Source organism: Sinorhizobium sp. CCBAU 05631, assembly GCF_002288505.1.
Lineage (GTDB): Bacteria > Pseudomonadota > Alphaproteobacteria > Rhizobiales > Rhizobiaceae > Sinorhizobium > Sinorhizobium fredii_C.
In genome coordinates, this window is record NZ_CP023063.1 from 3,502,665 (window position 1) to 3,526,308 (window position 23,644).

Here is a 23,644-nt window from a genome sequence, read left to right on the forward strand (position 1 = left end):
GAAAAGCAAGCCGGAAGCTGTTGGCAAGGCGGGCAATTCTTGCCCTTGCCGCAATTCAGTCAAATCGCCGCCCCAATTCACCGCAAAACTCCGACCGCTGCCGGACGAGTCGTTGCCACCGTATGTCCGGACAGGTTGTCATGCTGCGGGAGGTTTCCAAACGCAGACATGACCGGTTCGGTCCGGTAACTTCGAACCCTCAGCCCCAGCCCCTCGATGCTGCCGGGCCGAACCATCCCTCCGCCTCGAATTCGGCGCGTGCGCTCGCATCTGCCCCTCATCCGGCTGCCGCCACCTTCTTCCCGCAAGCGGGGCGAAGGGACGATGCCGCACCCGCTTACGTCCCTCCACGAGCAGACAAGGGGCAAACTCCTGACCGGAGCCCTTCGCGTCGCTACAGCTTGCCTTGCGGGCCGGCGAGAAGGGTTGCGGCGCCGATGATCGGGCCTGGCGTTTCCGCATCCTTCATCGATTGCAGCAGGATGGCGCAGCCGCTATTGCCGCGCCCCTCGATCAGCACCGAGGCGGGGAGCGTGAACTGGGCGGGCTTGCCGTCCCACATGCCGATGGTCTGGATATCCTTGACCGCGTGCCAATAGGCGATTTCTTTGCCCTTGTTCTCGCCTCTTTCGACTTTGACCTCCCGGGCCCGGTCGAAATAGACGACGACGACATTCGCCTTGCCCTCACCGGCGCCGACCTTGATGGAGATTTCCTCGCCGCCGATCGTGGCATCGACCGCCACGGCGAGCCCGCCGCCGCCGGCGCTCATCGTCGCCAGACGGGACTTGACCGCCTGGAGGTCGGAGCCGTTCACGTGATCGCGGCCGTTCAGAACCACCTGTGGCGTGTAGACGCCACTGCGGCCGAGCATGCGGGCATAGGCATACTGCCGCTCGGTGTTTTCCTTGGTGGCAAGCGTGTCGGCCCAGCCGAGATAGTTCCAGTAATCGACGTGATAGGCGAGTGCCACGACCTCGCCCTCGTCGATAAGCGCCTTCAAGGCGGCGTCGGCGGGCGGACAGGACGAACAGCCCTGGCTGGTGAAAAGCTCGACCACACCCTTGAACGCCTTGCCGTCGTCGGCCGCCGCCGTTCCGCTGATGGCACCGAGCAGGCCCATGGTCAGGGCCAGGCGGCGGAGCATTGGCAGCAAGGCGAAAGTCATGGCGTCACTTGTATTTGTCGGGCGGGCGCTTCCATCAGGGGAGTACATTACATACGACGGGCCGGTTTCAACAGAAAGTCACGTTGGAGTGACCTGCGGGCAGGCTGGGGAAAACGTCGACGGACATAAGCGGCGGCAGTTAGCGCAAAAAAAGAGCCGGGGCATCGGCTGATGCCCCGGCCAGATCGTTGAAGCAGAATGCGGACGGCCGGTTCAGGCCGCGAGATCGCGCAGAACCGTCTGCAGGATGCCGCCATTATTGACGTAGGTGACCTCGTCCAGCGTGTCGATACGGCAGATGAGCGGCACTTCCTTCACGGAACCGTCGCCATAGGAGATCTTGGCGACGCGCCTTTCGCGCGGCTGGACATTGGCGAGGTTGTCGATCGTGACGACCTCATCGCCCTTCAGGCCCAGCGAATCCCAGGTCGTGCCCTCTTCGAAGACGAAGGGGATGACGCCCATGCCGACGAGATTCGAGCGGTGGATGCGTTCGAAGGACTGGGCGATCACGGCCTTGACGCCGAGAAGGTTGGTGCCCTTGGCCGCCCAGTCGCGCGAGGAGCCGTTGCCGTATTCGACGCCGGCGAAGATGACGAGCGGAACGCCCTCTTCCTTGTACTGCATGGCCGCATCGTAGATCGACATCTCTTCCTTGGACGGATAGTGGATGGTGTAGCCACCTTCCTTGCCGTTCGGGCCGAGCATGTGGTTGCGGATACGGATATTGGCGAAGGTGCCGCGCATCATCACTTCATGGTTGCCGCGGCGCGTGCCGTACTGGTTGAAGTCGGCAACGGTCACGCCATGGCCGAGCAGGTAGGAGCCTGCCGGTGAGGCGGCCTTGATCGAACCGGCCGGGGAAATGTGGTCGGTGGTGATCTTGTCGCCGAAGAGGCCGAGGACGCGGGCGCCCTTGATGTCGGAAATACCGGCGCCCCTCTTGCCCATGCCCACGAAATAGGGCGGGTTCTGCACATAGGTCGAGGCCTCGTCCCAGGCATAGGTCTGCCCGGCCGGAACCTGGACGGCCTGCCAGTTTTCGTCGCCCTTGAAGACGTCCGCGTATTTGGTCGCGTAAAGTTCGCGGGTCACGTATTTGAAGATGAACTCCTGGATTTCCTGCGAGGTCGGCCAGATATCCTTCAGGTAGACCGGCTTGCCGTCCTTGTCTTCGCCGATCGGCTCCTTGGTGAGGTCCTTCTGGACCGTGCCGGCGAGTGCGTAGGCGACCACAAGCGGCGGCGAGGCGAGGTAGTTTGCCTGGACGTCCGGCGAGATGCGGCCTTCAAAGTTGCGGTTGCCGGAAAGAACGCCGGCGGCAATCAGGCCCTTGTCGTTGATCGTCTTCGAGATCGGCGCCGGCAGCGGGCCGGAGTTGCCGATGCAGGTGGTGCAGCCGAAGCCGACGAGATTGAAGCCCAGCGCATCGAGGTCCTTCTGCAGGCCGGACTTCGCCAGATATTCGCCGACAACCTGCGATCCGGGCGCCAGCGATGTCTTCACCCAAGGCTTGGTCTTCAGGCCCTTGGCGACCGCGTTGCGGGCAAGCAGGCCTGCGGCGATCAGCACCGACGGGTTCGAGGTGTTGGTGCAGGAGGTGATTGCCGCGATCGCGACGTCGCCATGGCCTATGTCGAAATCCGTGCCTTCGACGGCATAGCGGTTCGAAAGCTGACCGGGCTTCTTGTAGTCGTTTTCGAGCGCGACGGCAAAGCCGGAGGCGATGTTTTCAAGCGCGATGCGGCCCTCGGGGCGCTTCGGGCCGGCCATCGACGGCACGACGTCGCCGAGGTCGAGTTCCAGCGTGTCGGTGAAGACGAGGTCCGAACCGTCGCCCTCGCGCCACATCCCTTGAGCCTTGGAATAGGCTTCGACCAGCGCGATGCGCTGTTCTTCACGACCGGACATCGTCAGGTAGTTGATCGTTTCGGCGTCGACCGGGAAGAAGCCGCAGGTGGCGCCGTATTCCGGACCCATGTTGCCGATGGTGGCGCGGTCGGCGAGCGTCATGTTGTCGAGGCCCGGGCCGAAGAATTCGACGAATTTCGAGACGACGCCCTTCTTGCGCAGCATCTGCACGACGGTCAGCACCAGGTCGGTTGCCGTCACGCCTTCCTTGAGCTTGCCGGTGAGTTTAAAGCCGATGACTTCCGGCAGCAGCATCGAGACCGGCTGACCGAGCATCGCTGCTTCCGCTTCGATGCCGCCGACGCCCCAGCCGAGCACGCCGAGGCCGTTGATCATCGTGGTGTGGCTGTCGGTGCCGACGCAGGTATCCGGATAGGCGGTGATTTCGCCGTTCTCTTCGCGGGTCCAGACCGTCTGGCCGAGATATTCCAGATTGACCTGGTGACAGATGCCGGTGCCGGGCGGCACGACGCGGAAGTTCTTGAACGCCTGCTGGCCCCATTTCAGGAAGCGGTAGCGCTCGCCGTTGCGCTGATATTCGAGTTCGACGTTCTTGGCAAAGGCCTGCGGCGTGCCGAATTCATCGACGATGACCGAGTGGTCGATGACGAGGTCGACGGGAACGAGCGGGTTGATCTTCTCCGGGTCGCCGCCGAGAGACACCATGGCGTCGCGCATCGCCGCGAGGTCGACGACGGCCGGGACGCCGGTGAAGTCCTGCATCAGCACGCGCGCCGGACGGTAGGCGATTTCGTTTTCCGCAGTGCCCTTGTCGCTGAGCCATGCGGCGACGTTTTCAATGTCCTTCTTGGTGACCGAGCGGTCGTCCTCGTTGCGCAGCAGGTTTTCCAGCAGCACCTTCATCGAATAGGGAAGCTTGGAGACACCGGCGAGGCCGTTCGCTTCCGCTTTCGGCAGGCTGTAATAGACATAATCCACGCCGTTGACCGTGAGCGTGGAGCGACAATTAAAGCTGTCTAGGGATTTGGACACTGGAAATACCCCGTTCCGTCTGATCGCCAAAAGCTGACGTACGAACGCCCGAGCGCCTGTGAAGCGCGAAATGGGATGCGGGTGCGGCCATTTCCGCTGTCCGTACGTGGAATGTCATTCCATGTTCGGCGCTTGGATGAAATTCACGCCGACCGCTGGCGTGTTGGCCGCCTTATAGATAATTTCTCCAATTCGTGCCAGACCAACCAAGGTCCAATCGGAACTTTTTTTGCTCTGCGAAAAAGAGCGTCAAGGAAAGCTTAAGATCGATGCGCCTGCTGGTTGAGGGTTTGAGTGCGAGGCGAGGCGAAGACTTGATTTTCAACGATATTTCCTTTTCGCTTGCAGCCGCGGAGGCGCTCGTGGTGACGGGGCCGAACGGCTCTGGAAAGTCGACCCTGCTGCGCGTTCTTGCGGGTCTTCTTCGTGCCGAAACGGGGAGGATATCGCTCAAGGACGGACCTGCCGGTTTCGAGCATCCGCACGAGCTCAGCCACTATCTCGGCCACCGCAATGCGATGAAGCGGGAATTGACGGTCGAGGAAAATCTTTCCTTCTGGCAGCGTTTTCTCGGCAATTCGCCGGGCGGCTCCGGCCTCGATCTTGCCGCGGCGGCAGCCGCCGTCGGCCTCGCCGACATTACCCATCTGCCCTTCGGCTATCTTTCCGCCGGGCAGCAGCGGCGGATGGCGATGGCGAAGCTGCTCGTCGCCTATCGACCGATCTGGATTCTCGACGAACCGACCGCCGCACTCGATGCCGGCGCAGACAGGCTCTTTGCCGGGCTGGTCACGAGCCATCTCGAGCGTGGCGGCATCGTCATCGCCGCCACCCACCAGGCGCTGGGGATCGGGCAGTCGAAGACCTTGCAGATGACGGGGTTTTCGCATTGATGTCTCTTTTCTTCCGGGACCTGAAGCTTTCGGTGCGCGCCGGCGGCGGCGCGATGATCGGCGTGCTCTTCTTCATGACCGTCGTGTCGGTGATCCCCTTCGGCGTCGGGCCGGATCTCAATCTGCTTTCCCGCATCGGCCCGGCGATCCTCTGGATTGGCGCGCTGCTCGCCTCGCTTCTCGGCCTGGACCGGCTTTTCCAGGCGGAGCGCGAAGACGGCTCGCTCGATCTCATGCTGATGCACGAGACGCCGCTCATCCTCACGGTTTTCGTCAAATGCGCCGCCCATTGGGCCGCCACCGGACTCCCGCTGGTCGTCGCCTCGCCCTTTCTCGCCCTGTTCATGAACATGGACGAGTTCGCCATCGGCGCGACAATGCTTACCCTCCTTGCAGGGACGCCGGCGATCACCTTCATCGGGGCGGTCGGCGCGGCCGTCGCTGTCGCCCTGCCGCGCGGCGGGCTGCTCGTCTCGATCCTCGTGCTGCCGCTCGCCATTCCCGTGCTGATCTTCGGGGTGAGCGCCGTCTATGCCGCGGTCGAAGATCCCGCCCCCTTCCTGCCGCCTTTCATGATATTGATGGCGATAACCCTGTTCTTCGCGGTCATCGGACCGGTTGCGGCGGCCGCGGCGCTGCGGCATTCGGCCGACTGACGCAATCGTGATTGACCTGGGTCAATTGCGGAGAAGGTGCTTCCGCGTTAAACAGCCGTCATGAGCGATAACAGCCTGGCCATCCGCAAATTCAGCGATCTCGCCAACCCGACCCGGTTCCTGGCGCTCGCCGATCGCGTACTGCCATGGTTTGCCGCACTCACGGTGCTCGCCTTCGCCGCCGGGCTCTGGCTCTCCTTCACCACCGAGGGCGATTACCAGCAGGGCGAGACGGTGCGCATCATGTATGTGCACGTGCCTTCCGCCTGGCTGTCGATGATGTGCTACACGCTGATGGCGATATCCGCACTCGGCACGCTCGTCTGGCGCCATCCGCTGGCGGATGTCTCGGCCAAGGCGGCCGCACCGATCGGCGCCTGCTTCACCTTCCTGGCGCTCGTCACCGGCTCGCTCTGGGGCAAGCCGATGTGGGGCACCTGGTGGGTTTGGGATGCACGGCTGACCTCGGTCTTCCTGCTCTTCCTTATGTATCTCGGACTGATGGCGCTGAACCGGGCCATGGACGATCCGGCCCGTTCGGCCCGCGTCTCGGCCGTGCTGGTGCTCGTCGGTTTCGTCAATATCCCGATCATAAAATTCTCCGTCGAATGGTGGAACACGCTGCATCAGCCGGCAAGCGTCATGCGCCTCAACGGCCCCACCATCGATCCGGAATTCCTGTGGCCGCTCATAATCATGGCGGTCGGCTTCACGCTCCTGTTCTTCACGCTGCACATCGCCGCAATGCGCAACGAGATCTGGCGCCGCCGGGTGACGTCGCTCCGGCGCCAGGCGGCCCGCAATGCCGGCCGGGAGAACTTGGCGCCATGATGAGCCATGCAGCCTATGTCTTTGCCAGCTATGCCGCCGCCTTCGCGGTCGTTGCGGGCCTCGTCGTCTGGGTTGTCGGCGACGGCCGTGCCCGGCAACGAGAATTGAGGGCACTCGAGGCCGCCGGCATCCGCCGCCGTTCGGCGGAAGCTCCAGCCGGAGAAGCTCGATGACGAGCACGCAGGCGCCGCAGCCGGACGAGCGCAGGCCCGGCCCCTTGCGCTATTTGCTAGCCGCGCTTCCGCTTCTGATCTTCGCGGCGCTGGCGCTGATCTTCTGGAGCCAGTTGAATTCCGGCCGCGACATCAGCGAAATTCCCTCGGCGCTCATCGGCACCAAGGCGCCGAAGCTCGATCTGCCGCCGCTCCAAGGCGCCGTGACGCCCTCAGGCCAGCCGATGCCGGCGCTCACCGATACGGCCGTCAAGGGCAGACTGACGCTCGTCAACGTCTGGGCCTCTTGGTGCGTGCCCTGCCGCCAGGAACATCCGGTCATCCTCGAACTTTCGAAGGACCCCCGGTTGACCGTCGTCGGCATCAACTACAAGGACCGCAACGACAACGCGCTGCGGTTCCTCGGCGAACTCGGCAACCCCTTCTCGGCGGTCGGCATCGATCCGAACGGCAAGGCGGCGATCGACTGGGGCGTCTACGGCATCCCGGAATCCTTCCTCGTCGCCGCCGACGGCACGATCCTCTACAAGCGCGCCGGGCCGTTCGACGAGCGGACTTTGAAGGAAGGATTGATGCCGGCGATCGAGAAGGCGCTTGCCGGATCGTAGGTGGCATTTTAGCTAGCGTTGCCCCTCATCCGGCCTGCCGGCCACCTTCTCCCCGCGCGCGGGGCGAAGGGACTCGTGGCGCCCACTCATCCTCATCGAACCGCCTGTGGGAAGGTAACGGAAACGCGGCTTCCCCGTTTCAACGCCTTGCGTTGAAGAGGGCGCTCGGCGTTTCCGCGAAGTCCCTTCTCCCCGCCTGCGGGGAGAAGGTCGCGGCAGCGGGATGAGGGGCAAACCCGGCCGGAAGACCTAACGGGTCTACAGCCCCGCCTGCCACGCCTTCACCGCATCAAGCGGCCAGACAAGCATCAGCACGTTGAGCGTCAGGTTGTCGCGGATCAGCCAGCCGGTAAAGAGTTCGAGGATGATCGCGATCGTGACCGTTACCGCCACCGGCAACCGCGAGGCAATGAGGAAGCCTGCGGCCATGGCGAGCGTGTCCATAGTGGAATTAAGGATGCTGTCGCCGAAATAGTCGAGCGAGATCGTCGCCGAGCGGTAGCGGTTGATCACCATCGGCGTGTTCTCGGCGATCTCCCAAGCCGACTCGATGACGGTCGCGAGCAGCAGGCGGGCGCTCAGCGGTTTTCCGCGCAGCAGCAGAAAGCCGAGGCCGTAGAACAGGAAGCCGTGGATGATGTGCGACGGCGTGTACCAGTCGGAAATGTGCTGCGAGTTGCCGCTGGAATTGACGACGCCCTCCCAGAGTTTCACATAGCCGCATTCACAGATCCACAGCCGCCCCATCAGATGCTGCATCAGGATCTGGATGACGACGACGCCGAGGCAGGCGATCAGCCAAATCCAGGTGCTGCGTTGTCTGTTGTCGTCCGTACCGGCGGCGATCGTCACTCGGCCCTCTCCTGTTCCAGCGAGTGCTTCATAATCAGCGGCATCTGGGCAAGGGTGAAGAGAATGGTAATCGGCATCGTCCCCCAGACCTTGAAGGCGACCCAGAAATCGGTCGAGAAGGAGCGCCAGACGATCTCGTTCAACACCGCGAGGAACAGGAAGAACACGCCCCAGCGGATCGTCAGCTTCCGCCAGCCGTCCTCATCCAGCTTGAAGGCGGCATGGAATACATAGCCGAGTAGCGACTTGCCGAACAGGAGCCCACCGAGCAGGATCGCGCCGAACAGCGTGTTGACGATGGTCGGCTTCATCTTGATGAAGGTATCGTTCTGCAGCCACAGCGTCAGCGCCCCGAAGACGAAGACGACGATGCCGGAGACGAGCGGCATCATCGGCAGGGTTCGCGTCATGATCCAGGAGACGGCGAGCGCCGCGGCCGTCGCCGCCATGAAAAGGCCGGTGGCGATGAAGATCGGACCGCCGAGTTCGGCGAGCACCGGAAAGCGCCCAGCCAGCCAGTCGCCGCGCGAATTGGCGAAGAAGAACACCATCAGCGGCCCGAGCTCCAGTACGAGCTTCAGGAGCGGGCTTACCTCCGTCCGGGGCTTCTCTGCCTCGATTGTCGACATGTGCGGATCCTGTTCTGTCATACCACTTGCTGGAACGGGACGCGGGCGGAAAACCGCTTCACACTTTTCCTCGTCCCGCTCTCTGGCCGCTCATAACACCAGCATTGCGGCAAAACCATATCAACCGGCGTTGCCACCGCAAGCTTCGCGTTTCTTGATCAGCCGGCGGCGACGCCGGCGATCGCCTCGGCAAAATCCTTCGCCTCGAAGGGTTCAAGATCGTCGACACCCTCGCCGACGCCGATGAAATAGACCGGCAGCTTGTGCTTGGCGGAGATCGCCACCAGGATGCCGCCGCGCGCCGTGCCGTCGAGCTTGGTCATGATCAGCCCGCTGACGCCCGCGACATTGCGGAAGATCTCCACCTGCTGCAGTGCATTCTGCCCGGTCGTCGCATCGAGCGTCTGCAGCACCGTGTGCGGCGCATCCGGATCGAGCTTGCCGAGGACGCGGACGATCTTTTCGAGCTCGGCCATCAGCTCGGCCTTGTTCTGCAGCCGCCCGGCCGTGTCGATGATCAGCACGTCCGATTTCTTCTCGCGGGCGAGCTGGTAGGCCTCATAGGCAAGGCCCGCGGCGTCGGCGCCGAGCTTGGAGGCGACGATGTCGGACTTCGTCCGCTCCGCCCAGATCTTCAGCTGCTCGATCGCCGCGGCGCGGAAGGTGTCGCCGGCTGCGAGCATCACCTTCAGCCCGGCGCCGGAAAGTTTTGCGGCAAGCTTGCCGATCGTCGTCGTCTTGCCGGTGCCGTTGACGCCGACGACGAGGATCACATGCGGCTTGTGGCTGAGATCGAGTTCTAGCGGCTTGGCGACCGGGGCGAGCACCTTGGTGATCTCGCCGGCCATGATGCGCGAGACGTCCTCGCCGGTCACGTCCTTGCCGTAGCGCTCCGAGGAGAGTGCGTCGGTGATCCGCATCGCCGTCTCGACGCCGAGGTCCGCCTGGATCAACAGATCTTCCAATTCCTGCAGCGTCGCCTCGTCGAGCTTGCGCTTTGTGAAGAGGCTGGCGATCTGGCCGGTGAGCTGCGACGACGTGCGGGCGAGGCCGCGGCGCAGCCGCTGATACCAGGAAAGCTTCGGCTGGGCGGCGGGCACTGCTTCCTGGGGGCGTTTGTCGGCGGCGGCAAAGCCCTTGGGGAGGCTCGGGGCGGCTTCGTCGCGAAGCGCGGCCTGGTCTGCGGAAGGGGCACCCCCCCCTGCCCTGCCGGGCATCTCCCCAACAAGGGGGGAGATTGGATGGGGCGCGCCCTCGCCGTCTATCGCAACGCTTTCGTCAACTTCTTCGCTACGGGTACCAACCTCATCCGGGGCGGGCTCGGCTGTCGGCGCAATTTCGCCTGCACGACCGGCCTCTGCCTCCTCGACGACGGTTCGGCTGTTGTCGGCGGCTGCCTCGATCTCCCCCTGATCTCCCCCCTTGAGGGGGAGATGTCCCGAAGGGACAGAGGGGGGTATCGCGGCTTCACCGGCAAACGGAGCGTCTTCGGAAGGTGCTTCTCCCCCCTCGGGCATCTCCCTCACAAGGGGGGAGATTGGATGGGGCACGCTCTCGCCTTCGATGACGACGTCTTTCTCGGACCTTGCCTCTTCATGACCGGTCTCAACCTCGGGGGCACGTTCGGCAGATGGCGCAATCTCGTCCGCACCAGACTTCGCCTCCTCGATGGCAGTCCGATCATCCTCGGCGCTCGCCGCAGGGACAGAGGGCGTACCAGCGGCCTCATCGGCAACCGGCGCTACCGGCGCCTCCTGCGGCGGCAGCGGTTTCTCTTCGACGGTATCCTTGCCGAAGGAGAAGATCTTCTTGATGAAACCAATCGCCATGGGAATGTCCGGATATCAGGCCGCAGCCATCTGTTCTCTGTGCATCGTCAGATGCTTGCCGTTGTGGCCGGTGATTGCGACCGTAGCGAGCGAGCGCGGCTCGAGGCCGGCCGCATCGACGAGGGTAAAATTCTCCGTATGCGCCAGCCCGTTCATCTCGACGAGGATCGTCTGGTCGCTGCCGATCATGCGGTCGAGATGGGCCGCGTAGAGCTCTGCTCCTTTGACGCGCAGCCGCGCGGCCCGTTCTTTGACGAGCGCCCGGTCGAGCTGCGGCATGCGGGCCGCCGGGGTGCCCGGACGGGGGCTATAGGGGAAAACGTGGAGATGGGCGATGCGGCACTCCTCGGCAAGCCGCGCGGCGTTCTCAAACATCTCTTCGGTCTCTGTCGGAAAACCGGCGATCATGTCGGCGCCGAAGCTGATCTCGGGCCGCAAACGCCGAACCTCGGCGCAGAAGGCGCGGGCATCGTCGCTCGAATGGCGTCGCTTCATGCGCTTCAGGATCAGATCGTCGCCATGCTGCAGCGACAGATGCAGATGCGGCATGAAGCGCGGCTCGTCCGCGATGAGGTCGAGGAGATGCCTGTCCGCCTCGATGCTGTCGATCGACGAGAGCCTGAGTCGGAGAATTTCCGGCACCTGCTTCAAAAGCGTCCTGGCGAGCAGCCCAAGCGTCGGCGTTCCGGGCAGATCGGCGCCGTAGCTCGTCGCGTCGACACCGGTCAAGACGATCTCGCAATAGCCGCCTTCGACGAGCCGGCGCGCCTGTTCAACGACCGCGCCCATCGGCACGGAGCGGGAATTGCCGCGGCCATAGGGGATGATGCAGAAGGTGCAGCGGTGATCGCAGCCGTTCTGCACCTGGATGAAGGCGCGCACGTGGCCGTCGATGTGCTTGACCATCTGCGGCGCCGTGGAGCGCACGCTCATGATGTCGTTGACGCGCAGCTTTTCCTCGGCCGAAACGCCGAAATCCGGCAGCGCCCGATAGGAGGCGCTTTTGAGCTTCTCCTCGTTGCCGAGAACCGCATCGACCTCGGCCATCTCGGCGAAGGTTTCTTTCTCGGTCTGGGCGGCGCAGCCGGTGACGACGATGCGGGCATGCGGATTGTCGCGCCGGGCGCGGCGGATCGCCTGGCGCGCCTGGCGCACGGCCTCGGCCGTGACCGCGCAGGTATTGACGAGGATGGCGTTGTTCAGCCCCGCCTTCTCGGCCTCCGCCCGCATCACTTCCGATTCATAAGTGTTGAGGCGGCAGCCAAAGGTTATGACCTCGACGCCGCTCAAAGCGCTCGCGCTCCGTTTGCGCCGCTCGCCGCATCACGCTCAAAAGCACCGGTGGCGGGATCGAGCCTGCCCGACCATTCCCATTCGGCCGGCCCCGTCATGATCACGTGGTCGTCGCGCTCGCGCCATTCGATCTTAAGCGGCCCGCCCGGAACGTTCACCGTCACGGTCCGATCCGTGCGGCCGGTTCTGGCGCCGCTGACCGCGGCGGCGCAGGCGGCGGAACCGCAGGCGAGCGTCAGCCCCGCGCCCCGCTCCCACGTCCTGAGGTCCATCTCCTCACGTGAACGGACACGGGCGATCGATATATTGGCGCGTTCGGGAAAGATCGGGTGATTTTCGAGCAGCGGCCCGAAGCGCTCGAGCTCGTAGCTCCAGACGTCGTTCTCCACCCAGAAGATCGCATGCGGATTGCCCATCGAGGCGACCGAGGGCGAATGCAGCACCGGATCGTCGATCGGCCCGATCTGCAGCTCGATCCGCCGTGTATCGTGGAATTCCTCGGCGAGCGGGATCTCGCTCCAGCCGAAGCGCGGGGCTCCCATATCGACCGAGATCAAGCCGCCGTCATGCTCCTTGGCCTCGAGCAGGCCGGCGACCGTATGGAACAGGAACGCCTTCTTGCCTGTCTCGGCGGAGAGCGCCTGGACGACGCAGCGGGTGCCGTTGCCGCAGGCCTGCGCCATCGAGCCGTCGGAATTGACGATGTCGATCCAGGCGTCCGTGCCGGCGGCCCTCGGATCGTGGATCGCCATGATTTGGTCGAACTCTGTCGCCGGATCGGCATTGAGCGCGATCGCCGCCGCAGGCGTCACGCGATCCTTGCGGCCGCGCATGTCGACGACCAGGATCTTGTTTCCAAGCCCGTTCATCCTGGCAAATTGCACGTGATCGGCCATGTCGCGATTGTCCAAACTCGGCTCCCGACCCCGGGCGCCCTTCATTCGGGCTGTATATGGCGGAAAAGCCCTGAAATTACCAGTGCTGCATTATCCCGTCGAGGCGGGAACGTCGAAGACTTCGCCGGGCCGCAGCGGCCGGAAGCGGCGTGGCTCGACGCCGGCCCTGGCGAGCGCGGCCTCCAGGGCCCTCAACGGCTCTTCGATGCCCTCATCCGTCAAACGGAACGTGCCCCAATGGTGACCCGCCACGTGCTCTGCGCCGCAGGCGATCATGCCCATGACCGCTTCTTCCGGATTCTGGTGGTGGCTTTCCATGAACCAGCGCGGCTCGTAGCAGCCGAAGGGAAGGTTGGCGAGGCGGAAGGAGCCGTGCTTGTCGCGGGCGGCGCGATAGTTGATGCCGCCGTGGAAGCCGGTATCGCCGACATGGTAGATCTTGCCAACCGGAGTCTCGATGACGAAGGCGGACCAGAGCGCCATCCGCCTGTCGCGCATGCCGCGGGCCGACCAATGATGGCAGGGTTCCGCATGGACGACGACGCCGTCGTCGATCTCGATCCGCTCGCCCCAATCGAGAACCGCGAGCTCCGCATCCGGAACGGCGCGGCGGATGATCGTGTCGTTGCCGAGCGGCGTTGCGATCAGCGGCGCGTGCTCGGCATGCAGCGTGCCGAGTGTTTCTACATCGAGATGGTCGTAGTGATTGTGGGTGACCAGCACGACGTCGATCGGCGGCAGGTCGTCCATGCGAATGCCCGGTGCGTTATGGCGATGCGGCCCGGCAAAGGCGAAGGGGCTGGCACGATGGGACCAGACCGGATCGGTCAGTATGTTCAGGCCGGCCACCTGGATCAGGAGCGTCGCGTGCCCGATCATGGTCACCCGCAGCCGGTCGCCGTCGACATTGAGCTCAGGCCGGACTTCGATGAAGGGGCTGTCGTAGTGTTTCGGCCAGCGCACGCGCTTGCCGCGCAGCTGCCAGCGCAACAGGTCGGCGAAGCCGCGCGGCGCCATTCCGCCGGGATTGTAGAAACGAATGCCGTCGAAATGATCCGAAACGGGTCCCCTGTAGTAGCGGTTGCCGCCTGTGCCCATTGCCGTCCCAAGCTGTCGATTACATCGATGCCGAAAAGATAGGCGCTCCGGCGCTCGATCACAGTGTGAACGCCAAATCCGTTAATAATTTCTTGTGAATGGCAACTCGATTGCTACCATACCATCATGCTCGCCCGATTCGACAGACTGGAACGGCTCTACAAGGCGATCAAGCTTGTCCGGCCCGTGGATCTCAACGTCAGCAGAACAGTCGAGAACATGCTCGAGGGTGCGGGAATCAGTGTTGCCGAGCGCTCCGTGCTGGAACTCCTCTGCGAGGAGCCGCTGACCGTGCCGGAGGCAGCCAGGCGGCTGTCGATGAAGCGGCAGTTCGTGCAGCGCGTCGCCGCCGGCCTGATCGGCAAAAGGTTGATCGAGAAAAGGCCCAATCCGGAACACCGGCGGGCCTATTTCTGCGCGCCGAGCCCGGCCGGCAGGGATCTCTTCAACGCCGTCCATCGGCGCGAACTCGAAATGCTGCATGCGGTCCTCGGCGATATCAATCAGACCGAGGTAGTCGTGGCGCTCAGAGTCATGGCACGGATCGACGCCGCCTTCGAGGCGCTCGCCCGACGGTGAGTGAGGGAACTTGAGCCGCTCTTCCTCTTCGCGCAAGGTTCTCCCGTAACTTGACTTTTCGGTCGCTTTGCTGTTTATCGCGGCAAATTCCTTCGCAAGTGATGACTTCGAAGCCGCCGACCGGGCCCCGCAAAGGTATAAAGAGAGCCCGGAGGTCAACACCCGACAGCGCGTTGCGCCCTCGGGTGGTTTTTGGCTTTGCGCCTTGTTTTCCGCGCGAGGGTACCCAAGTTTTCGGCGATCCTGAAGCGAACCGGAAACCAGAAGGAAGAGAGAATGTTCGAGAGCCTCCAGGACCGTCTTGGTTCCATATTGAATGGACTGACCGGCCGCGGCGCCCTGTCGGAAGCGGACGTTTCCGCGGCGCTTCGGGAGGTTCGCCGTGCGCTACTCGAAGCCGACGTCGCGCTCGATGTCGTGCGGTCCTTCACCGAGAAGGTTCGCGAGAAGGCGGTCGGCGCCGAAATCCTGAAATCGATCAAGCCCGGCCAGATGGTCGTCAAGATCGTCCATGACGAGCTTGTTGCCATGCTCGGCTCCGAGGGCGTGACGATCGACCTCAATGCGCCGGCCCCGGTCGTCGTCATGATGGTCGGCCTGCAGGGCTCCGGCAAGACGACGACCACCGGCAAGATCGCCAAGCGGCTGACGGCGCGCGACAAGAAGAAGGTCCTGATGGCCTCGCTCGACACCCGTCGTCCGGCCGCCCAGGAGCAGTTGCGCCAGCTCGGCGTGCAGACCGGCGTCGACACGCTGCCGATCATCGCCGGCCAGTCGCCGACCGATATCGCCGCCCGCGCCGTTCAGGCGGCGAAGCTCGGCGGCCACGACATCGTCATCCTCGACACCGCCGGCCGCACCCATATCGACGAGCCGCTGATGATCGAGATGGCGGAGATCAAGCGGAAGTCCAATCCGCATGAGATCCTGCTCGTCGCCGATGCGCTGACCGGCCAGGACGCCGTCAACCTCGCCCGCAACTTCGACGATCGCGTTGGCATCACCGGCCTGGTGCTGACCCGCATGGACGGCGACGGCCGCGGCGGTGCGGCGCTGTCGATGCGTGCGGTCACCGGCAAGCCGATCAAGCTGATCGGCGTCGGCGAGAAGATGGACGAGCTCGAGGAGTTCCACCCGCGCCGCGTTGCCGACCGCATTCTCGGTATGGGCGACATCATCTCGCTGGTCGAGAAGGCGGCAGAAAACATCGACGCCGAAAAGGCGGCCGCCATGGCCGCCAAGATGGCCAAGGGCAAATTCGACCTCAACGACCTCGCCGACCAGCTGCGCCAGATGCAGAAGATGGGCGGCATGGGCGGCATCATGGGATTGATGCCGGGCATGGCCGGCATGAAGGACAAGATGGCCGCTGCCGGCCTCGACGACAGTCTCTTCAAGCGTCAGCTCGCCATCATCTCCTCGATGACCAAGGCCGAGCGCGCCAATCCGGATCTGCTCAAGCATTCGCGCAAGAAGCGCATCGCCAGCGGCTCGGGAACCGACGCCGCCGACATCAACAAGCTTCTGAAGATGCACCGCCAGATGGCGGACATGATGAAGATGATGGGCGGCAAGGGCAAAGGCGGCATGATGAAGCAGATGATGGGCGGCCTTGCCAACAAGATGGGCCTTGGCGGCTTGGGCGGCGGCATGCCGGATCTTTCGAAGATGGATCCGAAACAGCTGGAAGCGCTGCAGAAGCAGGCGGAGGCCGCCGGCCTCGGCAAGTCGGGTGCCGGAATGCCGAGCCTCGGTGGCGGTTTGCCGGGCCTGGGTGGCGGCAAGCTGCCCGGTCTCGGCGGATTCCCCGGCCTTCCCGGTTTACCTAAGAAGAAGTGAGGATCGCGACGAATGCTTGATCCCGAGATCAAAGAGGAATTGGCGGGCTACCGGCAGTCGATCGACAATATCGATGCCGCGCTCGTCCACATGCTGGCCGAACGGTTCCGCTGCACCAAGGCGGTCGGCGTTCTCAAAGCCAAGCACAAGCTGCCGCCGGCCGACCCGGCGCGCGAGGAATACCAGATCGAACGCCTTCGCCATTTGGCCAAGGACGCCAATCTGGACCCGGATTTCGCCGAGAAGTTCCTGAACTTCATCATCAAGGAAGTCATCCGGCATCATGAAGCCATCGCCGCCGATCGCTCGCAGCCCGCGGGCAGCGCCGGCACCACCCGTTCCGCTTGAACGAAGCGGTCAAGAAAGCCTGCAAGGAGTAACTGAAATGGCACTGAAAATTCGTCTCGCCCGCGGCGGTTCCAAGAAGCGCCCCTATTACCAGATCGTCGTTGCCGACGCGCGCAGCCCGCGTGACGGCCGCTTCCTCGAAAAAATCGGCTCCTGGAACCCGATGCTCGGCAAGGACGACGAAAAGCGCGTCGAGCTGAACGCCGAGCGCGTCAGCCACTGGATCGCCCAGGGCGCCCAGCCGACCGACCGCGTCCTGCGCTTCCTCGACCAGGCAGGCCTTGCCAAGCGCCCGGCCCGCAACAACCCGACCAAGGCACTGCCGGGCAAGAAGGCACAGGAGCGTGCCGCCGAAGCCAAGCAGAAGGCCGAGGATGCCGCCGCTGCCGCTGCGGAAACAGCCGCGGAATAATAACCGTCAGGACGGTGTTAGCAGACGGGCGGCATTTTCATGCCGCCCGTTTTGCTTTATGTGCACGTTCGAACAATTGGAGCGGGCAAAGAATTGGAGCGGTGGCAAGAACCCCTCCTGCCTGGATGCCGAAAATGACCAAGCTCGAGAACCCTGTCCTGATGGCGACGATCGGCGCGGCGCAAGGCCTGCGCGGCGAAGTGCGGGTAAAGTCCTTTACGGAAGATCCGACGGCGCTCGGCGACTACGGCAATCTGCACAGCGAGGACGGCCACGTCTTCGAGGTGCTGGAAATCCGTGAAGCGAAGAACGTGGTCATCGTCCGCTTCCGCGGCATCAACGACCGAACCGCGGCGGAAGCGTTGAACGGCCTCGAACTCTTCATCGAACGCGACAACCTCCCCGACGACGACCTCGACGAGGATGAGTTTTTCTATGCCGATCTCGAAGGCCTGGAAGCGATCGACGGCACTGGCAAGAGCTACGGCTCGGTGACCGGCGTCTTCGACTTCGGCGCCGGGGACCTGCTGGAGCTCAAGGGACCCGGCCGCCGGCCGGTGCTGATCCCGTTCACCGAATGGTCGGTGCTGGAGATCGATCTCGAGGCCGGCAAGCTGCTGGTCGATCCGGTCGCCGCCGGGCTCGTCGATGACAAGGACGAGAGCCTCGACAAGCAATTCCCGACGAAGCGCAAGTGAGCCGCCGGCGATGTCCTTTCGCGCCACGGTCCTGACGCTGTATCCGGAGATGTTTCCGGGGCATCTCGGCGTGTCGCTCGCCGGCAAGGCGCTGGAGCGCGGCCAATGGTCGATCGAGGCGGTGCAGATCCGCGATTTCGCCGAGAACAAGCACCGCACCGTCGACGACACGCCGGCCGGGGGCGGCGCCGGCATGGTGTTGAAGCCGGATGTTCTTGCCCGCGCCATCGACCACGTCGCGGCGGATGACGACCGGCCGCGCCTGCTGATGAGCCCGCGCGGCCGACCGTTGACGCAGGCGCGCGTTCGCGAGCTTGCCGCCGGTCCCGGCGCCGTCATCGTCTGCGGCCGCTTCGAGGGCGTCGACCAGCGGGTCATCGACACGCGCTATCTCGAAGAAGTGTCGATCGGCGACTATATCCTGTCCGGCGGCGAGCCGGCGGCGCTGGTGCTGCTCGATGCGGTCGTGCGCGTCCTGCCCGGGGTGATGGGCAATGAACTCTCCGGCGTGCACGAAAGCTTCGAGGGCGGGCTGCTCGAGCACCCGCAATATACCCGGCCGCAGGTCTTCGAAGGCCACGAGATTCCGGCGGTGCTGACATCAGGAAATCACGGCGCCGTCGCCAAATGGCGCGCGGCCGAGGCGCGGCGGCTGACGGCGGAACGCCGCCCCGATCTGCTGGCGCGTGCCTTCGAGAGTGATCCGCCTCAGCCCGTGAAGAAATAATAAGCGGCGAGCAGCAGGCCGACGGCGACGACGATGGCGCGGATGACCGCCTGCGGAACGCGCCGGGCGGCCCAGACGCCGGAATAGCCGCCGAGGGCGGCACCCGGCACCATGATCACCGCATGGAGCCAGGAAACGACGCCGCCTGCGGCGAACACCAGGATGGCGATCAGCGCAATGACGATCGAGATGAAATTCTTCAGCGCATTCAGCCGGTGATAGCTGCCGCCGGTCGCAAGCCCGAGCACCGCAAGCATCATGATGCCCATGCCGGCCCCGAAGAAGCCGCCATAGACGGATGTCGCCATCTGGCTCGCCACACCGAACGGCCCGATCCGGTGCTCGTCGCTGCGGGCCCTCGGCTTCAGGAGAGGGCCCGCCGCAAAGATCGCCGTCGCGGCGATCAGCAGCCAGGGCACCATCGCGCGGAACGACGGGTTGGAGAGCGACAGCAGGAGAAGCGCGCCCGCGAGCCCCCCGACCGCCGATATCACCCCGAGGAGAACGGCATTCCTGCGGTCGGCGCGGATCTCCTTGGCATAGGCGAGCGCCGAGGTGACGTAGCCCGGAAACTGCACGATCGAGGAGGTGGCATTGGCGACGATCGGCGGCAGGCCGCTAAGCGTCATCGCGCCGAAGGTCAGAAACGTGCCGCCGCCGGCAATCGCATTGACGGCACCGGACAGGAAGCCCGCAACAAAAAGCAACAGCGCCTGGAATATCGTCATGGCCGTCCTCGTAAAGCCCGCGACCCGGGATAGCGGCTGGAACAATCGGCCGCAAGTCCGCTCACGGATCGCGGTCTGACCTCAGCCCTCCAGTTCCTCACGCAGCATTTCGAGCTGCAGCCATTCCTCCTCCATGCGCGCCAGCTTCTCCTTCAGCTTTTCGAGCTCGGCGGCGAGCTTGGCGAAGCCTTCCGGATCGCGGGAAAAGAGCGCCGGATCGTGCATCTTCTCTTCGCGTTTGGCGATTTCGGCCTCGGTGCTGGCGATCTCCTTCGGCAGGTTCTCCAGCGCGAATTTCTGCTTGTAGGAGAGCTTGCCCTTGGCCTTCTGCGGTTCGACCGCTTCGGCTGCCGTTTCGCTCGGCTTGGTCTTCTCGGCCTTTTCGGCCCGGCGCCGCTCCTCGATCGCGCCACGGCGCTGCGCCATCATGTCGGAATAGCCGCCGGCATATTCGATCCAGCGGCCGTCCGGCGCCTCCGGATTGGCCGGCGCGATGGTCGAGGTCACGGTGCGGTCGAGGAAATCGCGGTCGTGGCTGACGAGGATCACCGTTCCGGCGAAGCCGGCGACGATTTCCTGCAGCAGGTCGAGCGTCTCGATGTCGAGATCGTTGGTCGGCTCGTCGAGGATCAGCAGGTTGGTGGCGCGCGCCAGGATGCGGGCGAGGATCAGCCGCGCCCTCTCGCCGCCGGAAAGTTCGCTGATCGGCGTGCGCGCCTGTTCCGGCTGGAAGAGGAATTCCTTCATGTAGCCGGTGACGTGGCGCTGCTCGCCGTTGACGAGCAGCGTCTCGCCGCGTCCGTCGGTCAGGTAATGCGCCAGCGTCTCGTCGAGGTTCAGATCCTCGCGCTTCTGGTCGAGCGTCGCCATCTCCAGATTGGTGCCGAGCTTTACCGTGCCGGAATCCGGCTCGATCTGTCCGGTCAGGAGCTTCAGCAGCGTCGTCTTGCCGGCGCCGTTCGGGCCGACCAGGCCGATGCGGTCGCCGCGATGGACGCGGATCGAAAAGGGCGCGACGATCGTGCGCTCGCCATAGGCCTTGGTGATCTTGTCCGCCTCGATGACCAGCTTGCCGGATTCCCTGGCATCGGCGACGGTCGCCTGGATCGTCCCCTGCGGCCCCTTGTGGCCGCGGTGGCGCGCCCGCATGTCCTGCAGCTCGCCGAGGCGGCGCATGTTGCGCTTGCGCCGCGCCGTGACGCCGTAGCGCAGCCAGTGCTCCTCGCGCTCGATCGCCTTGCCGAGCTTGTGCTGTTCGAGCTCCTCCGCCTCCAGTACCTCGTCGCGCCAGGCTTCGAAATGGGCGAAGCCGCGGTCGAGCCGGCGCGACTGGCCGCGATCGAGCCAGACGGTGGCGGTCGAGACTTTTTCGAGAAAGCGCCGGTCGTGCGAGATCAAGACGAGTGCCGAGCGGCTGCGGCTGAGCTCGTCTTCGAGCCACTCGATCGTCGGCAGGTCGAGATGGTTGGTCGGCTCGTCGAGAAGCAGGATATCGGGCTCCGGCGCGAGCACACGGGCAAGCGCGGCGCGCCGCGCCTCGCCGCCGGAGAGGCGCTTCGGGTCTTCCTCGCCGGTCAGCCCCAGATGCTGCAACAGGTAAGTGACGCGGTAGTGATCGTCGCCGGGTCCCAGCCCCGCCTCCGCATAGGCCTGCACCGAATCGAAGCGGTCGAAATCCGGCGCCTGGTGCAGATAGCGGATTGTCACCGACGGGTGCCGGAAAACCTCTCCGGACTGCGCCTCGGCGAGGCCGGCGGCGATCTTCATCAGCGTCGACTTGCCGGATCCGTTTCGGCCGACGAGGCAGATGCGGTCGCCGGACTCGACCTGCAGATTGGCGCCGGCGAGAAGCGGCGTGCCGCCGAAGGTCAGGAAGATGTCGTCAAGCTTGAGGATGGGGGGCGCCAAGGCGTCAGGCTCCGGAAAGATCGTAGGGGCGGGCGAGGACCACGGCCCGGCCGGATTTCAGGAAGAAGCGGACCGGACCTTCCGCGACGTTGGAAATGGTCCGGGACGATCCGAAGGAAAGCGCGAAGCCGTCGAGCGGATAGCGGACGTTTTCGATCGACAGTCCGGAAAGCTCGGTGAATCCGAGGACCGAAAATAGGCTGCCCTTCGGCAGGTCGATCTCACGGGTGCCCGGCATCAGCGGATAGGCCTCCTCCTCGCCCGAGGTCATGAACGCATCGTGGCCCTCTTCCGCAAGCGCCGCGAGTTGCAAGAGATGCAGGAAGGCATGGTCGCTGCGTGTGCCGCCGAGTGCGCCGGCGAAGATCAGCGTGGTCGCACCGCGCGCAAGCGCGGCCTCGACCGCGATCTCGCCATCGGTGGCGTTCTTGGCGGCGGGATAGTTTTCCCGCGGGACTTGGGCGAATGCCGCCAGCAGCGTTTCGTCGGTCGAATCGAAATCGCCGACCCAGAGATCCGGGACGATGCCGAGGGTCTTCGCGTGGCGCATGCCGCCGTCCGCCGCGATGAACCGGCTGCCGGAAAGCTGCGCCGTCAGCCGCTCCGTCAAGCTGAGCGCGCCGCCGAGAAGAATGGTGAAGGTCGATCGGGTCATGGCAGAAGCCCATAGCGCAAAGCGGCAGCGAAGGAAAAGGGTAGAACGCCTCTTCAGGCCGTTTGGCCAAACAGGACTGCTTGGATCAACTTCCGCTTTCCTCTGGCAACAGCATGTCGGCATAGAGGCCGGGCGTCGAATCGGGAATCTCCACCGCGCCGACGGCGCGCGCGTAAAATTCGGCCGGGCCGACGCCGCCGATGATCGCATAGGCATAGCCGGCGGCGCGCATGGCGGAGAGGCTCTCGAAGAGCAAAGCCTCGCCGATGCCGCGGCCGCGCAATGTTTTGTCGACGCCCGTCGGACCGAAGAAGCCGAGCGCCGTCACGTCATGGCAGGCAAAGCCGGCAAGCTCGCCCTTGCAGAGCGCGAGATGGATCCGCGTCGGCGTCGAGGAGAAGGCCGCTTCCGCCTCGCCCGCCCAAAGGGTGCCGAAGCGCTCCTCGATCCAGGAGACGACGATCCTGCGCTCGGGCGCCAGGGCGCGCCGAATGGCAACGTCGGGGCCGAGCCGGGACGCGCGATCCTCGGGCAAAGCATAGAGGCGAACGAGCATATCCGGCATGAAATGGCCTCGCTTGGCGAACAAAACGCCGCCGCCGTTGTTTGAATTTCAAAGCCTTGCAGGCTTCAGGCCTCTTAATAGCGCAGGCAGCGCCAAGGGCCAATGCTCCGGCCGAAACTCCGCTTGCCTTGGCTGCCGCCCGAAGCTAAATCTTGGTTGCTCTAACGGGGTGCCTGGAACCGCTCGCGGATTCAATGGCTGAGAGGCTTCGAGCCAACCCGCGGAACCTGATCCGGCTCGTACCGGCGGAGGGATTAGAAGCGATCGGACCGATACGCGCTTTTCCCGTGCAACATCAACAACAGGGAGAAGTGCCCAGATGTCCAGTTCACTCCATCGCAAGATCCTTGGCCGGCTGGCTATCGCCACCGTGGCCATCGCAGCATTTTCCGCGAGCGCCGCAGCTGCCGAAAAGACGCTGACGATCTACACCTATGAGAGCTTCATCACCGAATGGGGTCCTGGCGCCAAGGTCGCCGAAACCTTCGGCAAGACCTGCGACTGCAAGGTGAATTATGTCGGCGTTGCCGACGGCGTCGAGCTCCTGACGCGGTTGAAGCTGGAAGGCGAGGGTTCGAAGGCCGACATCATTCTCGGCCTCGATACCAACCTCATCGCCGAGGCCAAGGCCACCGGCTATTTCGCCCCGCACGGCCTCGACACAAAAGGCCTCAAGGTTCCCGGCGATTTTTCCGACGATACCTTCGTGCCCTATGACTTCGGCCACTTCGCCGTGGTCTACGACACCGCGACCCTGAAGAGCCCGCCGAAGAGCCTCAAGGAGCTGGTCGAGGGCGATCCTGCGCAAAAGATCGTCATCGAAGACCCGCGCACCTCGACGCCCGGCCTCGGCCTGCTGCTCTGGGTGAAATCGGTCTATGGCGACAAGGCCGGCGAGGCTTGGGCCAAGCTCAAGGATCGCGTGCTGACGGTGACCCCCGGCTGGTCGGAAGCCTATGGCCTGTTCACCAAGGGCGAGGCACCGATGGTGCTTTCCTACACAACCTCCCCCGCCTATCACATGGTGGCGGAAAACACGGATCGCTATCAGGCAGCAGCCTTCGCCGAGGGTCACTACATCCAGATCGAAGTGGCCGGCGCGACGAAGAACGCCAAGGAACCGGAACTCGCCCGCCAGTTCCTGGCCTTCATGACCGGTCCGGAATTCCAGTCGATCATTCCGACCACCAACTGGATGATGCCGGTCGGCACCACCAAGGAGCCGCTGCCGGAAGCCTTTGGCAAACTCGTCAATCCCGAAAAGACCTTGCTGCTGCCCTCGGAGGAGGTCGCGGCCAACCGCAAGGCCTGGATCGACGAATGGCTGGCGGCGATGAGCGAGAACTGAGGCCGGC

At 64.3% G+C, this 23,644-nt stretch carries 24 protein-coding genes and 1 riboswitch; of the genes, 12 read left to right on the plus strand and 12 right to left on the minus strand.

Annotation, left to right across the window (positions count from 1 at the left end; genetic code table 11):
• Nucleotides 1–394: 394 nt before the first annotated feature.
• Together SS05631_RS17110 and acnA are read right to left on the minus strand one after the other, a co-directional pair.
• Nucleotides 395–1,168: a thioredoxin family protein gene (locus SS05631_RS17110; RefSeq protein ID WP_083853988.1), complete on the minus strand. Its 774-nt coding sequence runs from the start codon at nucleotides 1,166–1,168 to the stop codon at nucleotides 395–397.
• Between the two features lie 213 nt (nucleotides 1,169–1,381).
• Nucleotides 1,382–4,072, minus strand: coding sequence for an aconitate hydratase AcnA (gene acnA / locus SS05631_RS17115; protein ID WP_037418069.1), 2,691 nt, complete (start codon nucleotides 4,070–4,072; stop codon nucleotides 1,382–1,384).
• Between the two features lie 269 nt (nucleotides 4,073–4,341).
• On the opposite strand from acnA, the gene ccmA reads away from it, so the two are divergent.
• Genes ccmA through SS05631_RS17140 form a run of 5 tightly spaced genes read left to right on the plus strand, consistent with a single transcriptional unit; the run spans nucleotide 4,342 to nucleotide 7,233 of the window.
• Nucleotides 4,342–4,965 carry a heme ABC exporter ATP-binding protein CcmA gene (gene ccmA, locus SS05631_RS17120; protein WP_037418072.1) on the plus strand — a complete coding sequence of 208 codons (624 nt, stop codon included), beginning with the start codon at nucleotides 4,342–4,344 and terminating at the stop codon, nucleotides 4,963–4,965.
• Nucleotides 4,962–5,621, plus strand: coding sequence for a heme exporter protein CcmB (gene ccmB / locus SS05631_RS17125; RefSeq protein ID WP_037418075.1), 660 nt, complete (start codon nucleotides 4,962–4,964; stop codon nucleotides 5,619–5,621). Before ccmA ends, ccmB begins: the two co-directional genes overlap by 4 nt.
• 60 nt (nucleotides 5,622–5,681) lie before the next feature.
• Nucleotides 5,682–6,452 (plus strand): heme ABC transporter permease, encoded by a 771-nt coding sequence (locus SS05631_RS17130; protein ID WP_037418078.1) that lies wholly within the window; start codon nucleotides 5,682–5,684, stop codon nucleotides 6,450–6,452.
• Nucleotides 6,449–6,625 carry a heme exporter protein CcmD gene (ccmD, locus tag SS05631_RS17135; protein ID WP_083853990.1) on the plus strand — a complete coding sequence of 59 codons (177 nt, stop codon included), beginning with the start codon at nucleotides 6,449–6,451 and terminating at the stop codon, nucleotides 6,623–6,625. Before SS05631_RS17130 ends, ccmD begins: the two co-directional genes overlap by 4 nt.
• Nucleotides 6,622–7,233 (plus strand): DsbE family thiol:disulfide interchange protein, encoded by a 612-nt coding sequence (locus SS05631_RS17140; protein WP_037418080.1) that lies wholly within the window; start codon nucleotides 6,622–6,624, stop codon nucleotides 7,231–7,233. The genes ccmD and SS05631_RS17140 overlap by 4 nt, the downstream gene beginning before the upstream one ends.
• Before the next feature lie 258 nt (nucleotides 7,234–7,491).
• Here the strand turns inward: SS05631_RS17140 and SS05631_RS17145 are convergent, their stop codons facing one another.
• The 6 genes from SS05631_RS17145 to SS05631_RS17170 form a co-directional block, all read right to left on the minus strand.
• Complete coding sequence (locus tag SS05631_RS17145; protein ID WP_083853992.1) at nucleotides 7,492–8,085, minus strand: DUF2585 domain-containing protein; 594 nt, start codon at nucleotides 8,083–8,085, stop codon at nucleotides 7,492–7,494.
• The gene (locus SS05631_RS17150) at nucleotides 8,082–8,714 is read right to left on the minus strand and encodes a septation protein A (RefSeq protein WP_037418204.1); all 633 of its coding nucleotides are present in this window, start codon (nucleotides 8,712–8,714) and stop codon (nucleotides 8,082–8,084) included. Before SS05631_RS17150 ends, SS05631_RS17145 begins: the two co-directional genes overlap by 4 nt.
• Nucleotides 8,715–8,872: 158 nt before the next feature.
• Nucleotides 8,873–10,543 (minus strand): signal recognition particle-docking protein FtsY, encoded by a 1,671-nt coding sequence (ftsY, locus tag SS05631_RS17155; RefSeq protein WP_037418082.1) that lies wholly within the window; start codon nucleotides 10,541–10,543, stop codon nucleotides 8,873–8,875.
• A gap of 15 nt (nucleotides 10,544–10,558) precedes the next feature.
• Nucleotides 10,559–11,833 (minus strand): tRNA (N(6)-L-threonylcarbamoyladenosine(37)-C(2))-methylthiotransferase MtaB, encoded by a 1,275-nt coding sequence (mtaB, locus tag SS05631_RS17160; protein ID WP_037418085.1) that lies wholly within the window; start codon nucleotides 11,831–11,833, stop codon nucleotides 10,559–10,561.
• Nucleotides 11,830–12,732 (minus strand): diaminopimelate epimerase, encoded by a 903-nt coding sequence (gene dapF, locus SS05631_RS17165; protein WP_172900191.1) that lies wholly within the window; start codon nucleotides 12,730–12,732, stop codon nucleotides 11,830–11,832. Before dapF ends, mtaB begins: the two co-directional genes overlap by 4 nt.
• 90 nt (nucleotides 12,733–12,822) lie before the next feature.
• Nucleotides 12,823–13,830 (minus strand): MBL fold metallo-hydrolase, encoded by a 1,008-nt coding sequence (locus SS05631_RS17170; protein ID WP_037418090.1) that lies wholly within the window; start codon nucleotides 13,828–13,830, stop codon nucleotides 12,823–12,825.
• Nucleotides 13,831–13,956: 126 nt separating this feature from the next.
• Here SS05631_RS17170 and SS05631_RS17175 point away from each other — a divergent pair, with 126 nt between their 5' ends.
• The 6 genes from SS05631_RS17175 (at nucleotide 13,957) to trmD (ending at nucleotide 18,433) form a co-directional block, all read left to right on the plus strand.
• Nucleotides 13,957–14,409, plus strand: a complete 453-nt coding sequence (locus tag SS05631_RS17175; RefSeq protein ID WP_037418092.1) for a MarR family transcriptional regulator — start codon at nucleotides 13,957–13,959, stop codon at nucleotides 14,407–14,409.
• A gap of 276 nt (nucleotides 14,410–14,685) precedes the next feature.
• Nucleotides 14,686–16,248 carry a signal recognition particle protein gene (gene ffh / locus SS05631_RS17180; RefSeq protein WP_037418094.1) on the plus strand — a complete coding sequence of 521 codons (1,563 nt, stop codon included), beginning with the start codon at nucleotides 14,686–14,688 and terminating at the stop codon, nucleotides 16,246–16,248.
• 12 nt (nucleotides 16,249–16,260) lie between these two features.
• The gene (locus SS05631_RS17185) at nucleotides 16,261–16,596 is read left to right on the plus strand and encodes a chorismate mutase (RefSeq protein WP_037418097.1); all 336 of its coding nucleotides are present in this window, start codon (nucleotides 16,261–16,263) and stop codon (nucleotides 16,594–16,596) included.
• Nucleotides 16,597–16,633: 37 nt separating this feature from the next.
• The gene (rpsP, locus tag SS05631_RS17190) at nucleotides 16,634–17,008 is read left to right on the plus strand and encodes a 30S ribosomal protein S16 (RefSeq protein ID WP_037418100.1); all 375 of its coding nucleotides are present in this window, start codon (nucleotides 16,634–16,636) and stop codon (nucleotides 17,006–17,008) included.
• A gap of 134 nt (nucleotides 17,009–17,142) precedes the next feature.
• A complete protein-coding gene (gene rimM / locus SS05631_RS17195; protein ID WP_037418207.1) occupies nucleotides 17,143–17,706 on the plus strand; it encodes a ribosome maturation factor RimM in 564 nt (187 codons plus the stop codon).
• Nucleotides 17,707–17,716: 10 nt separating this feature from the next.
• Nucleotides 17,717–18,433: a tRNA (guanosine(37)-N1)-methyltransferase TrmD gene (trmD, locus tag SS05631_RS17200; protein WP_037418103.1), complete on the plus strand. Its 717-nt coding sequence runs from the start codon at nucleotides 17,717–17,719 to the stop codon at nucleotides 18,431–18,433.
• Here the strand turns inward: trmD and SS05631_RS17205 are convergent.
• The 4 genes from SS05631_RS17205 to SS05631_RS17220 form a co-directional block, all read right to left on the minus strand.
• Nucleotides 18,415–19,161 carry a sulfite exporter TauE/SafE family protein gene (locus SS05631_RS17205; protein ID WP_037418105.1) on the minus strand — a complete coding sequence of 249 codons (747 nt, stop codon included), beginning with the start codon at nucleotides 19,159–19,161 and terminating at the stop codon, nucleotides 18,415–18,417. The genes trmD and SS05631_RS17205 overlap by 19 nt on opposite strands.
• 81 nt (nucleotides 19,162–19,242) lie before the next feature.
• Complete coding sequence (locus SS05631_RS17210; protein ID WP_037418108.1) at nucleotides 19,243–21,069, minus strand: ABC-F family ATP-binding cassette domain-containing protein; 1,827 nt, start codon at nucleotides 21,067–21,069, stop codon at nucleotides 19,243–19,245.
• 4 nt (nucleotides 21,070–21,073) lie between these two features.
• The gene (locus tag SS05631_RS17215) at nucleotides 21,074–21,724 is read right to left on the minus strand and encodes a thiamine diphosphokinase (protein WP_037418112.1); all 651 of its coding nucleotides are present in this window, start codon (nucleotides 21,722–21,724) and stop codon (nucleotides 21,074–21,076) included.
• 85 nt (nucleotides 21,725–21,809) lie between these two features.
• Nucleotides 21,810–22,289: a GNAT family N-acetyltransferase gene (locus SS05631_RS17220; RefSeq protein WP_037418210.1), complete on the minus strand. Its 480-nt coding sequence runs from the start codon at nucleotides 22,287–22,289 to the stop codon at nucleotides 21,810–21,812.
• Nucleotides 22,290–22,444: 155 nt separating this feature from the next.
• Nucleotides 22,445–22,560, plus strand: a riboswitch (TPP riboswitch).
• Nucleotides 22,561–22,608: 48 nt separating this feature from the next.
• Here SS05631_RS17220 and thiB point away from each other — a divergent pair.
• The gene (gene thiB, locus SS05631_RS17225; protein WP_037418114.1) at nucleotides 22,609–23,637 is read left to right on the plus strand and encodes a thiamine ABC transporter substrate binding subunit; all 1,029 of its coding nucleotides are present in this window, start codon (nucleotides 22,609–22,611) and stop codon (nucleotides 23,635–23,637) included.
• The last annotated feature ends 7 nt before the right edge of the window (nucleotides 23,638–23,644 follow it).

Excerpts from the sequence above, each read along its gene's own strand:
- dapF (WP_172900191.1), bottom strand. The coding sequence starts at position 12,732 with ATGGCCGATCACGTGCAATTTGCCAGGATGAACGGGCTTGGAAACAAG.
- rimM (WP_037418207.1), top strand. The coding sequence starts at position 17,143 with ATGACCAAGCTCGAGAACCCTGTCCTGATGGCGACGATCGGCGCGGCG.
- SS05631_RS17140 (WP_037418080.1), top strand. The coding sequence starts at position 6,622 with ATGACGAGCACGCAGGCGCCGCAGCCGGACGAGCGCAGGCCCGGCCCC.
- SS05631_RS17215 (WP_037418112.1), bottom strand. The coding sequence starts at position 21,724 with ATGACCCGATCGACCTTCACCATTCTTCTCGGCGGCGCGCTCAGCTTG.
- trmD (WP_037418103.1), top strand. The coding sequence starts at position 17,717 with ATGTCCTTTCGCGCCACGGTCCTGACGCTGTATCCGGAGATGTTTCCG.
- ccmD (WP_083853990.1), top strand. The coding sequence starts at position 6,449 with ATGATGAGCCATGCAGCCTATGTCTTTGCCAGCTATGCCGCCGCCTTC.
- SS05631_RS17170 (WP_037418090.1), bottom strand. The coding sequence starts at position 13,830 with ATGGGCACAGGCGGCAACCGCTACTACAGGGGACCCGTTTCGGATCAT.
- ffh (WP_037418094.1), top strand. The coding sequence starts at position 14,686 with ATGTTCGAGAGCCTCCAGGACCGTCTTGGTTCCATATTGAATGGACTG.
- ccmA (WP_037418072.1), top strand. The coding sequence starts at position 4,342 with ATGCGCCTGCTGGTTGAGGGTTTGAGTGCGAGGCGAGGCGAAGACTTG.
- SS05631_RS17185 (WP_037418097.1), top strand. The coding sequence starts at position 16,261 with ATGCTTGATCCCGAGATCAAAGAGGAATTGGCGGGCTACCGGCAGTCG.
- rpsP (WP_037418100.1), top strand. The coding sequence starts at position 16,634 with ATGGCACTGAAAATTCGTCTCGCCCGCGGCGGTTCCAAGAAGCGCCCC.
- SS05631_RS17130 (WP_037418078.1), top strand. The coding sequence starts at position 5,682 with ATGAGCGATAACAGCCTGGCCATCCGCAAATTCAGCGATCTCGCCAAC.
- SS05631_RS17150 (WP_037418204.1), bottom strand. The coding sequence starts at position 8,714 with ATGTCGACAATCGAGGCAGAGAAGCCCCGGACGGAGGTAAGCCCGCTC.
- SS05631_RS17205 (WP_037418105.1), bottom strand. The coding sequence starts at position 19,161 with ATGACGATATTCCAGGCGCTGTTGCTTTTTGTTGCGGGCTTCCTGTCC.
- SS05631_RS17220 (WP_037418210.1), bottom strand. The coding sequence starts at position 22,289 with ATGCCGGATATGCTCGTTCGCCTCTATGCTTTGCCCGAGGATCGCGCG.
- thiB (WP_037418114.1), top strand. The coding sequence starts at position 22,609 with ATGTCCAGTTCACTCCATCGCAAGATCCTTGGCCGGCTGGCTATCGCC.
- SS05631_RS17175 (WP_037418092.1), top strand. The coding sequence starts at position 13,957 with ATGCTCGCCCGATTCGACAGACTGGAACGGCTCTACAAGGCGATCAAG.
- ftsY (WP_037418082.1), bottom strand. The coding sequence starts at position 10,543 with ATGGCGATTGGTTTCATCAAGAAGATCTTCTCCTTCGGCAAGGATACC.
- SS05631_RS17110 (WP_083853988.1), bottom strand. The coding sequence starts at position 1,168 with ATGACTTTCGCCTTGCTGCCAATGCTCCGCCGCCTGGCCCTGACCATG.